The organism is Sphingomonas desiccabilis (assembly GCF_004135605.1).
GTDB lineage: Bacteria > Pseudomonadota > Alphaproteobacteria > Sphingomonadales > Sphingomonadaceae > Sphingomonas > Sphingomonas desiccabilis.
This window is the reverse complement of sequence record NZ_SDPT01000002.1, coordinates 640,889-655,713: the sequence shown is the minus strand read 5'-3', so window position 1 is coordinate 655,713 and position 14,825 is coordinate 640,889. Positions and strand designations below refer to the sequence as shown.

The 14,825-nt window shown below is 70.3% G+C and carries 9 protein-coding genes; 3 read left to right on the top strand and 6 right to left on the bottom strand.

The features are described 5' to 3' along the window. The first annotated feature begins 139 nt into the window (after positions 1 to 139). Genes EO081_RS11220 through EO081_RS11210 form a run of 3 tightly spaced genes read left to right on the top strand, consistent with a single transcriptional unit; the run spans position 140 to position 4,019 of the window. The gene (locus EO081_RS11220) at positions 140 to 1,690 is read left to right on the top strand and encodes a DUF4153 domain-containing protein (protein WP_129342000.1); all 1,551 of its coding nucleotides are present in this window, start codon (positions 140 to 142) and stop codon (positions 1,688 to 1,690) included. Then, on the top strand, positions 1,687 to 2,409 hold the full coding sequence (locus EO081_RS11215) for a response regulator transcription factor (RefSeq protein ID WP_129341999.1): 723 nt from the start codon (positions 1,687 to 1,689) through the stop codon (positions 2,407 to 2,409). Before EO081_RS11220 ends, EO081_RS11215 begins: the two co-directional genes overlap by 4 nt. Then, positions 2,406 to 4,019, top strand: a complete 1,614-nt coding sequence (locus EO081_RS11210) for a sensor histidine kinase (RefSeq protein WP_129341998.1) — start codon at positions 2,406 to 2,408, stop codon at positions 4,017 to 4,019. The genes EO081_RS11215 and EO081_RS11210 overlap by 4 nt, the downstream gene beginning before the upstream one ends. On the opposite strand, the gene EO081_RS11205 is transcribed toward EO081_RS11210, so the two are convergent. From EO081_RS11205 to EO081_RS11180, 6 genes are all read right to left on the bottom strand, one after another. Further along, complete coding sequence (locus tag EO081_RS11205) at positions 3,990 to 6,356, bottom strand: TonB-dependent receptor (protein WP_129341997.1); 2,367 nt, start codon at positions 6,354 to 6,356, stop codon at positions 3,990 to 3,992. The two genes, EO081_RS11210 and EO081_RS11205, sit on opposite strands and share 30 nt — an antisense overlap. Further along, complete coding sequence (locus tag EO081_RS11200) at positions 6,332 to 7,276, bottom strand: FecR family protein (RefSeq protein WP_129341996.1); 945 nt, start codon at positions 7,274 to 7,276, stop codon at positions 6,332 to 6,334. The genes EO081_RS11205 and EO081_RS11200 overlap by 25 nt, the downstream gene beginning before the upstream one ends. Further along, a complete protein-coding gene (locus tag EO081_RS11195) occupies positions 7,269 to 7,802 on the bottom strand; it encodes an RNA polymerase sigma factor (RefSeq protein ID WP_129341995.1) in 534 nt (177 codons plus the stop codon). The genes EO081_RS11200 and EO081_RS11195 overlap by 8 nt, the downstream gene beginning before the upstream one ends. Before the next feature lie 19 nt (positions 7,803 to 7,821). After that, positions 7,822 to 8,898, bottom strand: coding sequence for a TIGR03032 family protein (locus tag EO081_RS11190; RefSeq protein ID WP_129341994.1), 1,077 nt, complete (start codon positions 8,896 to 8,898; stop codon positions 7,822 to 7,824). A 31-nt stretch (positions 8,899 to 8,929) separates the two neighbouring features. Continuing rightward, positions 8,930 to 12,832 carry an autotransporter outer membrane beta-barrel domain-containing protein gene (locus EO081_RS11185; protein ID WP_129341993.1) on the bottom strand — a complete coding sequence of 1,301 codons (3,903 nt, stop codon included), beginning with the start codon at positions 12,830 to 12,832 and terminating at the stop codon, positions 8,930 to 8,932. A gap of 140 nt (positions 12,833 to 12,972) precedes the next feature. Beyond that, positions 12,973 to 14,790 (bottom strand): DUF885 domain-containing protein, encoded by a 1,818-nt coding sequence (locus tag EO081_RS11180; protein ID WP_183947920.1) that lies wholly within the window; start codon positions 14,788 to 14,790, stop codon positions 12,973 to 12,975. Between the last annotated feature and the right edge of the window lie 35 nt (positions 14,791 to 14,825).

The following is a 14,825-nucleotide window of genomic DNA, read 5'->3' as shown; positions in this document are numbered from 1 at the left end:
GCTGCCATGTCCACCCGTCGCGCACTTCGGGTCGTCCTCTGCACGGCTTCTGCACCGAAGCGCCATGGTTTCCGGTCGACCGCTTCCGCGCGACCTCGACGGCCGCTGCCTAGTCCCTGGCCGATCAAGGGAGATCGGCATGACCGCCAGCACGTACCGACCACGTTTCACCTTCCTCCGCAAAGCCCTAGGCGCCGTCGCGCTGATCGCGGTGGCGCAACTGCTATTCTACGGCGAGGAGCCAGGCGCCACCCTCGGCGTCTTCGCGCTGGCCTGGACCGCGGTGGTCGCGCTCACGCGTCCCGATCTGCGCCGCAACCGCGCCGCGCTCGGCGCGCTGTTGGTGGCGGTCGCGGCCGGTCTCGCACTGGTGGACGATCCCGACCCGCTCGACTGGTGCCTGTTCTGGGCGGCGCTCGCCTCCGCGGTCCTGCTGCCGCAGCACCGGTTCGGGTCCGCGATCGGCTGGACCAGGCGGCTGTTCCTCCACGGCCTTGTCACTCCGGTGGCGGTGCTGCAGGACATGGCACGCCTGCGGAAGGTCTCACCCGCGCGGCCGGGGACCGGGCCAGTGGCGGTTCTCGCGATCCTTGCGCTGCCGCTCCTGGGCGGCGCCACCTTTCTCGCCCTGTTCGCCACCGCGAATCCGCTGATCGGCAACGCCTTTGCCGCGATCCGTCTTCCGGACTTCAGCTCGGCCCTCTTCCATCTGATCTTCTGGTCGTTCGTGCTGCTGCTGGTCTGGCCCAGCCTGCGGCCGCGCCACGCCCTGCTGCGGATCGGCGAGACCTCTGCGTTCGAAAGGCCGCGCGTCCCCGACGTGCCGCTCGCGACCCTTGCCCTGTCGCTCGTCACCTTCAACGCGATCTTCGCGATCGAGAACGCGCTCGACCTCGCCTTCTTGTGGAGCGGTGCGCCGTTGCCGGATGGGGTTACGCTCGCCGACTACGCCCATCGCGGCGCCTATCCGCTGATCGTGACGGCACTGCTTGCCGCCGCATTCGTGCTCGTCGCCGCACGTCCCGGCAGCAGCGGCGCACGCAGCCGCTTCGTCCGCCGGCTGGTCCTGCTCTGGGTGGCGCAGAACCTGCTGCTGGTCTGCTCCAGCATCCTGCGGACCCTCGACTATGTCGCCGCCTACTCGCTCACCGGGCTGCGCATCGCCGCGCTTGCGTGGATGGCGCTGGTGGCGGTCGGGCTCGTGCTGATCGTCTGGCGCATGCTGGCGGGCCGGACGAGCCGGTGGCTCGTCAACGCGAACGCGCTCGCGGGCTGCACCGTGCTCGCCGCCGCCAGCGTGGCGGATCCGGGTGCGATCGCCGCCGCCTGGAACGTGCGGCACGCCAGAGCGGGCGACGACCTCGATCTTTGCTATCTGGAGCGCCTCGGCGCGTCCGCGCTGCTGCCGCTCATCGAACTCGAGCGACGCGCCGGTGGGCCGATCCTGCGCGACCGCGTCACCTACCTCCGCGCGCAGACTCTCGGCCGGGTGGAGCGCGAGCAGGCGGACTGGCACAGCTGGACCTGGCGCAACGCCCGCCGCCTTGCCGCGGCGCGGGCGATGCTGGGAAGCAGTCCGCCGCTCCCCCGGCCGGCGCCGGATGGCCGCGACTGCGGCGGCGTCCCCGTCGCGCCGCCCGCGCCGCCGCCGACGGCTCCCACGCCGTTGACGGAGGCGCGGCAACCATGATCCTGTGTCCCATGCCCCGCACCATTCTCGTCGCCGACGACGATCCGCATATCCGCCAGCTGCTCGTCTTCGCCCTCGGCAAGGCAGGGCTCGACGCGATCGAGGCGGAGGATGGCGAGGCCGCGCTCGAGGCTGCCGAAGCGCGCCGTCCCGACCTGATCGTACTCGACATCAACATGCCGCGCATGGATGGGCTGGAGGTCTGCCGCCGGCTGAGGGCAAGCGGCGAGCTGCCGATCCTGTTCCTCTCCTCTCGCGACGACGAGATCGACCGGGTGCTCGGCATCGAGCTGGGCGCCGACGATTATGTCGTGAAGCCCTTCTCGCCCCGCGAGGTTGTGGCGCGGGTGATGGCGATCCTGCGCCGCACCCATGCACGGCCGCCGGCGGCCGACCACGTCGGCGCCGCCATCCGCCACGCCCGGCTCACTCTGGACGTGGAGGGCTGGCAGGCGCGCTGGGACGAGACGGAGGTGCCGCTGACCGTGACCGAATTCTCGATCCTGCGCACGCTGGCGGTGATGCCGGGCAAGGTGTTCAGCCGCGACGCGATCATCGACCGGCTCCATGGCCCGGGCTTCGCCATCACCGATCGGACCGTGGACAGCCACATCCGCAACCTGCGCGCCAAGTTCGCGCAAGCCGGCGGGGCCGACGTGATCGAGACGCGGCCCGGCATCGGCTACCGGCTCGGAACCTGCACCGGCGCCGGAGCGTGATCGGCGCGGCGAAGGCCTGGGCGAAGCGGCACTGGCCGCGGCTGTCGCTGCGCACCTATCTGTTTGCCAGCTTCTTCCTGGTGGCAGCGCTCCCCGGGGTCGGTGCGGTGTTCCTGCGCGTCTACGAGAACACGCTGGTGCGCCAGACGGAGGCCGAACTGGCCGCCCAGGGCGCTGCGCTCGCAGCCGGCGCCACCGCATTATGGCCGGGGGCGTCTCCCCGTCCCTCCGCACGCGGGCCCGTGGCGGCGCGGCGGACGTACGAGGCTGGCGGCAGCACGGAGGTCGATCTCAGCAGCACGCCGATCCTTCCCGAGCGCCCGGCCCCCGTCCCCGCCGGCCCTCCGGCAGCCGATGCGCGTGCGGCGGCGGCGCGCTTCGAACCCGTTCTCGCCCAGACGCGTGAGGCGACCCTGGCGTCGATCCTGCTGCTTGACCGGCAAGGCCGCCTCGTCACCGGCAGCAAGGCAGGCGGCAGCTACGCGTCCCTGCCCGAGATCGCCTCCGCCCTCGGCGGCAGGCCCGCCACCACCCTCCGCCGCAACGGAGCCTATCGGGCGGTCTATCGCTTCGAATGGCTTTCGCGCGCTGCCGCGATCCGCGTGCACCATGCCCGCCCGATCCGCGTCGACGGGCGGGTGGTCGGCGTGCTGCTGCTGTCGCGATCGGCACGCGCATTGTTCGTCGGCCTCTATGAGGATCGCGGCAAGATCGCGTTCGGGGTGCTTGCGATCCTGGGGGCGCTGGTCCTTCTGTCGGGCCTGCTGTCGCGCGGCATCGCGCGGCCGATCGACCGGTTGCGCCAGGCCGCGCGGGGCGTCGCCGCCGGCCAGGGCAGCGTGCCTGCGGTGCCCCCCACCGCGGCGCTCGAGATCCAGGACCTGTACCGCGACTTCGGCGTCATGGCCGAGGCGATCGACAAGCGTTCGCGCTACCTGCGCGACTTCGCCCATGCCGTCAGCCACGAATTCAAGACGCCGCTTGCCGCCATCCGCGGTGCGATCGAGCTGCTGCAGGACCATGCCGACGACATGGGGCCCGAGGATCGGCGTCGGTTTCTGGCGAACGTGGACGCGGACGCGACGCGGCTGACGCTGCTGGTCTCGCGACTGCTGGAGCTCGCCCGTGCCGACATGATGACGGCGCCGTCGGACGGCATCGCCGACGTCGTCGCCACGGCGCGCCGGCTGGCCGGCGCGCTCGGCAGCGCGGAGTGCGCCATCGCCGTTACGACCGGAGCGCCCGTGCCGGCCGCCGCCATGCCGCAGGCGACGCTTGAGGCCGTGCTCACCACCCTCCTCGACAACAGCCGCCAGGCCGGGGCGAGGGAGATCACGATCGACATCCGGCAGGACCAGGACCTGCGCGTCACCGTCACCGACGATGGTGCCGGCATCCCTCCCGCCGATCGCGGCCGGATCTTCGAGCCCTTCTTCACCTCGCGGCGTGCGCGCGGGGGAACGGGCCTCGGCCTGCCGATCGCGCGATCGCTGCTGGCCTCGGCCGGAGGCGCGCTGGAACTGCTCGCCACCCCGTCCGGCGCCGCCTTCCGGCTTCGCCTGCCGATCGCGGCGAGGGCGTCAGCGGCTGCCGCTCCACCGGACGCCTAGCGTCACGGTCCGAGGTCGCTGCGGGACATGTTGGGTCTCCAGCGCGACCTGGGCGATGGTGCCGAGCCCGAAACGACTGCCGTGGGTGTCGAGCAGGTTGGTCGCCCGCAGGAACAGCGCTGCGTTCCGGAGCGTGACGGTTCCCTCCGCCGCCCAATCGACGTACCCGCCCTGGACGCGATCGAAGATCGCCCCGATCCCGGCGCGTGAGTGCCCGACGTAGTTCGCCGTCGTCGCCAGGCTGAACGGATAACGGCGGTCGGCCGGGCTCGCATAGGCAAGCGCGAGGCGGGCGCCCACGTCCGGGATGTTCGGAAGACGGCTGCGGGTGACAAAGATGATGCTTGGAGCGCCCCGCTTCACGACCGTGTCGTTGAACGTGACGCCCCCGCTCGCCTTCAGGCGCGGCGACATCTGCCAGCCGAACGAGCCCTCGACCGTCAGGATGCGCGCGTTGCCGATGTTCGCCGCCGTCAGGTTGCCGACATCGTCGACCGCCTCCGCCTGGACGTCGCGCCACCGGCCGCGCGACAGCGTAAGCGCGCCGTCGAAGGGGCGGTCCCTGCTGGGCGAAAGCCGCACGCCCACCTCCCAGGCGCCATAGCCATCCCCGGCGAGACGGTTGGCGCCGGTCACGCTGGCGACCACGGTCGGTGGGCGGTAGCTCCGCGCATGGCGCACGAACATCTGCGCATCCGGCGCCCAGTCGATCAGGACGCCGGCCGTGGGCAGGAACGCCCAGCCGTCCGCGGTGCGTGGCCGCGCGCCGGCGGCAGCCATCGAGGCCTGCGCATCGCTGTCCCACCGCACGAGCCGCAGGCCCAGCGTCATTGCCACCGGGCCGATCGATTGCGAGCCTTCGCCGAACAGGGTCTTCTCCTCGATCCGCGAGCGGGCGTCGATCGAAGCGAACGCCTCTTCGCCTTGGCTCAGCTGCGTGCGCGATGTGGCGCTGCTGTCGACAAAGGCTGCCCCCACCATCCAGCTGTTCCGCTTCCGCACGGGGCTGCCGAGGCGGATTTCTCCCGTGGTCACGTCGGCGACGTTGCGCCGGTCGAGGAAGCGCGGCACGGACCCGATCTCGCCGCCGTCGAAGCGATCGCGAAGCGCGGCGCGTGCGTGGGAGAGGTTCGCCACCATCCGCAGCGCGTCCCCGTCGTGGCTCACCGTGACGGAACCCAGGCGATAGCGGTTGCGATAGGGCTGCGCGACGGCCGAGCTGCGGGCGAGTGCGCCGACCCGCCGGTCGGCATAATCGGCATCGCGCGCATCGATGTTCTGGAACAGCCCGGCCACCTCCGCGCGCCAGGCCGGGGCGGGGCTCAGCGCATAAGCCAGGCGCCCGCCTTCCACGTCGAGCCGGTCGCTGTCGCGCACCCCTCGCGCCACGTCGTCGATATAGCCGCCCTCGCGCAGCCGGTAGCCGACCGCACGCAGCGCACCCTGCGCGCGCCCGACGGGCAGGTTGAGCACCGCCGCCGCTTCGGCCCCCGGCGCGCCGTCCCGGGTCATCGATCCGGACAGCTGGATGCTCGCCGAAGCGGCAGCGGGATCGGGGCGGTTGGGCTCGATCCGCATGATGCCGCCCATGGAGCCTGCGCCATAGAGCGCCCCCTGGGGGCCGAGCAGCAACTCCACCCGCTCGACGTCATAGAGGCGCAATGCCGGGTCGGGCCCGGTGTAGTTGAGCCGCGCCTCCCCCAGATATTGCCCGACCGTGGCCTGGGTCTGTCCGCTGTAGCTGGAGTCCCCGACCCCACGCAGGAACAACTTGTCCCGCCCCGCCCCGAGGTGCGTGGAGTTGAGGGACGTGACGGCGCGCGCGATCGCCTCCGTCCCCGCCGCGCCGGAAGAGGCCAGATCGTCGCTGCCGATCAGCAGCACGGTTCCTGCATGGCGCGAGCGGCGCGGATCGCGCTTGGTCGCGGTGACGACGACCTCCTGCGGGTCCGCTGCCCGCTCGGCCGCGGGAGTGGGCGCCTGCGGCCGCCGCGTCCGGGATTGCGGTCGCTTGGCGGCGGCCGCCCGGATCACCCGGAAGGTTGCCCCGTCGATCACCACCACGCGCACAGGAAGCCCGCGGACCGCCTGCCGCAGCGCGGCCTCGGCCGTCAGGGTGCCCGCGACCCGCGGTGCGGACAAACTGCCGATCGTCGCGTCCTCAAGGGCGATGCTCACCCGCATCCGGGCGGCGATCTGCGCGACCGTCGACCGAAGTTGCCCCGGCGCGACGTCGATCGGCACTTGCGCCTGTGCAGCCCCGGACAGCGCTGCGGCGAGCGCTGCACCGGCAGGGACCACGGCCAGGCCCTTCATCGCGGAGCGGCGAACACCCATCCGGCACCCTGCCGCACGACCCGGATGCCGAGCAGCGGACCAAGGCGGGCCATGCTGCGATCGGCGTCGGCCTCGATCTGGATCGTCGCGGTGACGCGCTGGCCGCGCAGCGACGGCGCGACCGCCACCGGTACGCCGAGCGTGCGCGACAGGTCCGCCGCCACGACGCTCAGCGCGGCATCCTGGTAGCTGAGGCTCGTCGTCGCCCAGGCACCCACCGCGCGGACGTCGATCGGCTCCACGCGCCGCCGTCCATTCTCGATGCGCAGCCGCCGTCCGGGCGTGAGGTCGATCCGCTCGGGACCGGCCCGAACCGCCACCGCCCCTTCCGCGACCGCGACCTCGCTTCCTTCGCCCAGATGCCGCACGGTGAACCGCGTTCCCAAGTCCTCGGCCACCCCGCCGTCGAACCGCACGCGGAACGGCGTTGCCGGAACATGCGCCACTTCGAACCAGGCTTCGCCGGCTTGTAGTGCGATCTCGCGCGGCGCCGCGCGGTCCAGGCGCAGGCGGGTGTCGCCGCGCAGGATGACGCGCGTTCCGTCGGCAAGCTGCACGCGCTTCGTCTGCCCGGGCGGCGTCGCCAGTTCATAGGCCGTCCCGGGCCGCAGCAGGAAGATGCCGACCGCCACCAGCACCAGCGCGGCGACCGCCGCCACTGCACGGGGCAGGATACCGACGCCGCGCCGCTCCACCTGCGCCGCACCCGGCGTCTCAAAGGCCGGCGGGGCTGCGGCAAGATCTTCCGCCACCCCGGCATCGAGCGCCGCAAGGTCGCCATAGCGCTCCGCATGGATCGGGTCGGCTTCCAGCCACCGCGTGAATGCCTCCCACTCGTCGAAGCGCGGATCGCGTTGCCGAACCAGCCAGGCGATCGCTTCTGCCGCGGGATCGGGCGCGGCCTGTCCTGGCTCAGGCATCGGCTTCTTCCTTCAGGGCCGCGATCGCGCGATAGGCCCGCTGAATGTCCTTTTCCACGGCACTGAGGCTCACGCCGAAGCGCTCGGCGATGGCGCGCTGGGACATGCCCTCGACCCGAAACAGGAAAAACACCTCCTGCACCCGGCTGCCGGTTTCGGTCAGGCGCTGCCGCGCCTTTGCGATTTCCTGCCGGGCCACCAGTGCCGCTTCGGCCGGGCTGTCCGGCATGGAGCGGTGGACGTCGGTCCATGCCTCGTCCCGCGCCTCGTCCCGCTTTTCAGAGCGGAAGCGGTTGAGCATCAGGTTGTTGGCGGCGCGGAACAGGTAGTTGAGCGGGTCGACGACCGGACCCGTGGGTGTGGAGACGAGGCGCAGCCACAGTTCCTGCACCAGGTCCTCGGCCCGGTCCCCGGCGCCACGCGCGCGCAGGAAACGCAGCAGCACCTGCCGATGGGCGAGGTACACGGCTTCCAGGCCGGAGGGCGGCGGCACCACGTCCCCGTCGGGCGGACGCGCTTCGCTCATCGCCCGCCCGCGCGCCACGTCAGCCGCTCCGCGGCCGGACCGGGACGGAAAGGGTTGCCGGATCCGGCTCGCGCTCGATCGTGATCAGCCCCTGGGCTTCGCTGCTGCCGGGGGCGACCGCCTTCGGCTGCCGCACGCCCGGCAGGGCAACGACGTCGAACATCTCGGTTTGCTCGCCCTGGAAGCGCAGCCATTGGACGATGTTTCCGCTCGCGAGTTCGACGATCAGCACCCCGCACCACGGGGTACCTCCGCGTCTGCCAAGTTGCTCGTCGATCGGCAAGCCGGCGAATGTCTCCTCGCGCGGTTTGGACACGGTGACCAGCGCATGACCGTCGTGGATCGACATGCCGCGCAGGAAGCCCGGGCAGAAGCCCAGATCCTGCCGCTCGCCCGTATCCAGGTTCAGCCGGACGATCTGCCCGCGCCCGCTTTCCAGGAAGAACAGGTCGCGCCCCACCAGCCGCGGTGAGTGCGGCATCGACAGCCCCTCGGCGACGACCTTACCGCCCGCCACCTCGACGACCACGCCACCGCCGCGCCGGTCCTCGCGCCACCCGCCGACGACATCGGTCCTTCCCGCCGCGGTCACATAGGCTGGCTGCCCCACGGCATCGAAGGCGACGCCGTTCAGGTGGCAGCGGTCCTCCGGCGCCAGGCGGCTGATGAACGGGGGCGTCCACACCGGACGAAAGCTGTGCCGGACGCTGGTGCTCGCCAGACAGGAATAGGCGGTGTTGACGAAGACGATCTCGCCGCGTGGTGAGACGCCCAGCTCATGCGCATCGACATCCCCGGTCACCTGCGCGTTGCGCGGCACGAGCAGCAGGTCTTCGCCGTCGGCCGTCTCGGCTCCGGCCGCCAGGATGTTCTCCAGCCGCCAGATCTCCTGTTTCGTAGCAAGGTAAAGCCGCCCCGCACGCCAGGCGAGGCCCATCGCACGGTCGAAGGCGCAGCGGCTCAATGCCACTGCGCCTTCCCGATTGGTGCCGACCAGCGCGAGCAGCCCCGTCTGGTAGGAGGTGCAGGCGAAGCTCAGCCGGTGGCCATGCAGCCACTCGGCCAAGCCGCGCGATGCCGATACATTGGTGCTCAACGCGTCTCCCTTTCGAGCGTCGACCGCCGGATCAGAAACCGATCCGGAAGCCTGCCCAGCCCGTCACCCCCGAATAGCCGCTGCCGGTCTCGCCCTGGCCCTCGACAAAGGCCTGGAAGCCGGCGGCGGTGCGATAGGACAGGCCCAGCTGCCCCTCGCCCGTGGTGCCGACGCGATCGAACTTGATGCGCTGGCTGGCACCGCTCACCAGGTCGGCCGCATAGTCGCTGCCGAAGCGGTGGGCGAGGTTCCCGCTCAGATAGACCGTCAGCGCATTGCCGTTCGCAAACACGCTGGTGCCGCCGAAGCGCGCGCCGATGCGGCCCTTGAACCCGTCGGAGTCGCGGAATGCGAGGCGCTGGTTGCCGTTGGCGAGGTCGTCCAGCGACGTCCGCATCCAGGCGAGGCCCGCGGTCGGCTCGATGAACATGCCGGCACTACCCATGCGCAGGCCGACTTCGCCGTCCACGCCCCAGGTCGAGCCGTCGAAGTCGGCGTCGGCGGCAAGCGCGCCGCTGCGCGCGGTCAGGTCGTGGCGGTCGTACTTGACCAGCAGGTTGGCGAACGCCCGCTCGCCGACATAGCCCGCATAGAGCCCGACGTTGGCGGTCGACAGCTCGATCCGGTCGGCAGAGTTGCGGAAGTTCAGCGTGGAGTCGGCATAGCCGCCCGTCACGCCCACCCGCAGCAGGCCGGTGTCGCCGGCGTTGTTCAGCAGGTCGAAGCCGATCTGCCCGCCCTGGCGCGTCTGGCGATAGTCCAGGTCGATGGTGCCGGACGCACCCGTCGTGTCCAGGTTGCGCGACAGGCGCCCGCCCTGCAACACGCCCCACAGCCGCGACGTGTCCGCCTCGCCCTGGCCCGCCAGCTGCGCATCGCGCTTCGACAGGTTGGCGGTCCGCAGCAGGTCCGCGCTCGCGTCCCACAGGTTCTCGGCCGCCTGCAGCGCGCCTACCATGCGATACGCGGCTGCCCCCGCCCGGCCGGTCAGGCGATAGTCGCCATTCGCGGCATCATAGCCCAGCGCATAGTTGACGAAGCCGATGTCGCGGCTCGCAGCGTCGAGGGCAAAGGCGTCCGCCGTCGAGTCCCCCGCGACCTTCACGAGGACGATGCCCTCGGCGTCGGTCAACTGCGCGGTCCCGGCGGTGGCCGCGACCGCCACCCGGGTCGAGCCCGTGGCATCGCCCTGGATTACCAGTTGGTCGCCACGCCCGGCCGCCGTGTCGATGTCGAGCAGCAGCGCCGCATTGCCGCTGCCGCGATAGTCGCCGCTCAGCGTCAGGACATCGCCCGCGACCTTGTTGCCCAGGTCGATGGTGCCGCTGTTCTCGAACCGCTCCAGCCCGGCCAGCTTGTAGCTTGCCGCCGCCTTGGCGCTGGCGAGCTTCACGACGCCGCTGTTGCGCAGCACGTCGACGCCGGCACCGAAGTCACTGTCGCGACCGATGGCGAACACGCCGGAGTTGTCGAACAGGTCTTCGCCTGCCCCGAACAGCACCCCACCCTCGATGCGCCCGCGGTTGTCGATCAGCGCGCGGCCGCTCGCCAGGCGGATGGCATAGCCATCCTGCGCCTGGATGGTGCCGTTGTTCACGATCGCTGCGACGCCGCCGATGCCGATCTCCGGAACGCCGAGGCTGTCGCCGAATTCCGAGAAGCCGGGCATCGCGTCGCGCCAGTCCGAATAGCCCGGGTTCGGGCACGGGTTCGGGGTGACGCCGTCCTCGGGGTTCGGCAGGACGCAGCGCTTTCCGGCGGCGCTGATCACCAAGGCATCAGTGGCGCCGATCACCTGCGCACCAGCGCCGATGTTGACCGACACGTCCGCGCCCGTCGATCGGACGGCCGCGACCGCCCCCGACTTCACGGTGCCGCGCAGGTCGAGCGCGACGTCGCCGATCATGTTGGTCTCGATCGCGTAGCTCTTGGCCGAGCTGACATTGCCCGCGACGATGTTCGCCTCGCCCAAGCCTCGCGCACTGATGCCCAGGGAGTCCGCGCCGGTGACCGCGACGTTCGCCGCAGCGACGTCGATGTTCCCGGTGAAGTCATAGGGGTTCGGGGCACCCTGGCCCAGGAACCATTCGGCATAGAGCGTCCGGGCGACGATGCCGTGGCTGTTCGCACCGCTGGTCGTGACGCTCTGCGCCTGGACGTCCACCTGCCCGTTCTCGCCCCACGCCCGGATCCCGCTCGCCTGGTCGCCGTGCGTGGAAACGGCACCGCTCGCCAGCACGCGGCCGGTGCCATAGCGACCCGTCGCTCGCAGCGCGTCGGCCATGTCGCCGCGGGTATCGACGGCACCCTTCGCCACCACGACGGCGTCACCATCGGTGCTCGAGGTGATCACGCCAAAGGCAGCGGCGCCCGAGGTCGTCACCGACTGATCGACCGCAACCAAAGTCGTCTTGCCGTCCGCCTTGATGCCGTAGGACTGCTCGCCCTCCGTGGAAACCTTGCCCGCATGGACCAGCACGTCGCCATGCAGCGCTTCCACCTTCACGCCGATAGCAAACATCCCGTTCGTCGAAACCTCGCCGACCCGGACGGTGCCTTTGCCATAGGTGCTCGCGGCCAAGACACCGCTAGCGAAATCACCGTTCACCCGCACCGTGCCGGCTTCGATCGACACGTCGCCAGCTTCCGACACACCCTGGATGCCGCCCCCCATCTCGGTGGTGAGAGTACCCACCCTGATGTCCGCGCCAAGTGCCTCACCGAACGCGAGGATGCCGCCCCCGGTGCCGGTAAAGGTTGCGTTCTCCACCGCGACGGTCGCCCTGCCCAGGGTCTGGACCAGCACGCCGGTGTTGTCGGTGCCGCTCATCGAAAGATCGCCGATGCGGACGCCGGCGCTGCCATAGGCGGTCACGTACACGCCGGTGCCGTTGCTTCCCTCGGATTCCAACGTGCCGACCTGGATCTCGGTGTCCGTCAACGTGAACACGTTCACGCCGCGATTGTTGTCGCCGCTCAGCTTGATGCTCTCTACCGCGACGTTCGTCGGCCCACTCCAGAGCGCGTCGTCGACATAGCCGCCGTTGGTGACGTTCACCCCCCAGTTATACTCACCCGTGCTCTCGATCGTGCCGACCTGGATGTCGACGACTCCGCCGGTGCGGACGACGATCCCGTCCGACGAAAAGCCATCGGTGGAAATCTTGCCCGCGTTGATGAAGACGTCGCTGGAAGAGCCTTCGGCGATGATGCCGGTCGTGTAGTCGCCCTTAGTCTTTACCTCGCCCGCGTTGATCGCGATCGTGCCGTATGGAGATGCCGCCGCGATGCCGAAGGCGAACGCATCCGGATCGGTCATCTCGACGGACACGCTCGCGAGGTCGATCACCACGCCATTGGCACGCTCCGCCACCGCGCCGGACGCATTCTCGGTGCGGATGGTGGCGCCGGCGCCGTCGATGGTCGCGATGCCTTCTTCCGAGATCGCGATCACGCCGGCCAGGCCGGCCGAAGGCTCGATCACCAGCCCGTCCTCCAGGTGCACGGTCACGTCACCCGGAGCGGCGTAGTAGACACCCTCGTTCACCGGGTCGGCGGCGGTGCAGCTTGCCTCGCCGTCGACCAGTTCGCCGCACGCATCCGCTCGCTCCGGGATGCCCGGGACCGACGCGGTGGCGTGGAAAGCCCCGCCGGCGCGGCCCGGCAGACGCGAATGCGCATCCGCCACGGCGCGCGCTGCGGCGAACCGCCCCGCCGGCGCGGGTGCGGCACCCTCCACCTCGATGCCGATCGCGGTCACGCCATATCCGCTGCCGGATGCCAATTGGCTGCCGGTGGAAGCGCGAAGCTCGTTGCCGGTAGCTGCAGGCCCACCGGCCAGGCCCTGCGCACCTGCGCCCGACCCGAGGAACACTGCCACCGCCCCAAGGCTGACGGAGGCAAGATTGCGAATGGCGCGCTGCGAGGTCCTCATGAATTCCCTTCCCCACCCGGTGGTTTCGGTGAGGAGACACCGCCGCGCGCGCACACCCGCACGCGCTTTTCACATTTTTGTCATGGGACCGGAAAACTCCCCTTCGGCGGCAGCGGAAACGCCGCGCCCGGGCGCGCCGGTCAGCGTCGCCGGTCAGCGATGTAGCGCGTCACCTGTTCCTCCAGCACGTCGAGCGGCAGGGCGCCCTGGCCCAGCACCACCTCATGGAAGTCGCGGATGTCGAACTTCGGCCCCAGTTCGCGCTCGGCGCGCTGGCGGAGCTCCGCGATCTTGAGTTGGCCGACCATGTAGCTGGTCGCCTGCCCCGGCCAGTTGAAGTAGCGATCGACTTCGCGCGCGATGTCGGTGTCGGACACCGAGCTGTTGGCCTTGAAATACGCGATCGCCTGCTCGCGATCCCAGCGCTTGGCGTGGATGCCGGTGTCCAGCACCAGCCGGATAGCGCGCCACACCTGGAGCGACAGCATGCCAAATCGGTCGTAGGGCCCCTTGTAGACCCCCATTTCGTTGGCCAGCCGCTCCGAATACAGGCCCCATCCCTCGACATAGGCGCCATAGCCGCCGAAGCGTCGGAACTTGGGGATACCGCTCAATTCCTGCTGGCGTGCGATCTGGAAGTGGTGTCCCGGCGCGCCTTCGTGCGCGGCGATGGCGGCGACCTGCACCTTCTGCGTCTGGTTCATGTCGACCAGGTTCACGTAATAGATGCCCGGCCGCGAACCGTCCGCCGAGGGCTGGTTGTAGAAGGCGGTGGAAGCCGTCCCCTCGCGCCACTTCTCGACCGCGCGGACCTCCAGCGGCGCCTTCGGCAGCACGCGGAAATAGCGCGGCGCCACCTCCATGACCGATGCGATCACCGCCCGGGCGTCGCGGAGATATGCCTCCCGGCCTTCCTCGGTGTTCGGATATTTGAACTTGGGGTCGGTGCGGATGTGATCGAAGAACTGCTCCAGCGTTCCCTGGAAGCCGACCTCCCGCTTGATCGCCTCCATCTCCTGCCGGATCGCCGCCACCTGGCGCAGGCCGAGCGCATGGATCTGATCGGCGGTCAGGCTGGTGGTGGTCGAGTTCTTCAGCCGATCGGCATAATAGGCCGCGCCGTCGGGCAGGCTCCATGCGCCGAAGTTGCCCTTCGACTTGGGCTCGATCTCGTCGAGCACGGCGAACAGCGTGTCGAACCCGCGGCGGAACGGCCCCGTCAGGGCCGCCTGCGCATCGCGCAGCAGCGCCTCCTCGGTGGCGGCCGGCGCGTCCAGTGCCCCGACCTTCTTGCGGAAGTCCGCCATCAGCGTGGAGTCCGCGCCGGCGTCGAAGGGCGCACCGGTGATGACCTTGCGCGCATCCGCGCGTGCCGGCGCGAAGTTCACCTTGTTCGGGACGATGCCGGCGGCGGCCTGCTCGCGCATCGTGGCCGCCACTTCGCGCATCACCCGCTCCGTGTCGCGAAGTCGGGCGACATAGGCGCGTGCATCCTCGACCGTGTCCACCTTGTGGTTGTTGATCAGCAGCACCGGAATCGATCCCGCCGGGCTGCCGTTGGTCGATACGGGGAAGCGCAGCTTGCGGAAGCGGAAGGAATCGCGCGCGCGCTCCGCCTCATATTCGAACAGGCGATAGCTGATGCGCGCGCTCTCGCTCAGCTGATCCGGGCGGAACTGCGCGCGCAATTGCTTCAGCTGCCGCTCCGACAGGTCGCGCCGACGCTGCGCCGCCGCGTCCGTATAGTCGTCCAGCCGGTCATAGTTCGTCCTGAAGCCCAGGTGCGTCTGCGTCTCCGGGCTCAGGGCGACCTGCTCGTCAAAGGCACGGTCGAGGAAGGTGAGCAACGCCGCGTCCTGCGCGCCCTCCGCCACCTTTGCTGCCGGCACCACAGGCGGCGCGCTCGCCTGGATCAACGGCACGAGCGGCAGCAGCAGCATCGCCAAGGCTGGACGCATGGAAATCTCCCCTTTTGATTTCCTGCTTGTCGCGT

Bases quoted from the DNA above. Each gene is read 5' to 3' on its own strand.
- EO081_RS11215 (WP_129341999.1), top strand. From the start codon at position 1,687: ATGATCCTGTGTCCCATGCCCCGCACCATTCTCGTCGCCGACGACGAT.
- EO081_RS11200 (WP_129341996.1), bottom strand. From the start codon at position 7,276: ATGCCTGAGCCAGGACAGGCCGCGCCCGATCCCGCGGCAGAAGCGATC.
- EO081_RS11180 (WP_183947920.1), bottom strand. From the start codon at position 14,790: ATGCGTCCAGCCTTGGCGATGCTGCTGCTGCCGCTCGTGCCGTTGATC.
- EO081_RS11185 (WP_129341993.1), bottom strand. From the start codon at position 12,832: ATGAGGACCTCGCAGCGCGCCATTCGCAATCTTGCCTCCGTCAGCCTT.
- EO081_RS11195 (WP_129341995.1), bottom strand. From the start codon at position 7,802: ATGAGCGAAGCGCGTCCGCCCGACGGGGACGTGGTGCCGCCGCCCTCC.
- EO081_RS11220 (WP_129342000.1), top strand. From the start codon at position 140: ATGACCGCCAGCACGTACCGACCACGTTTCACCTTCCTCCGCAAAGCC.
- EO081_RS11205 (WP_129341997.1), bottom strand. From the start codon at position 6,356: ATGGGTGTTCGCCGCTCCGCGATGAAGGGCCTGGCCGTGGTCCCTGCC.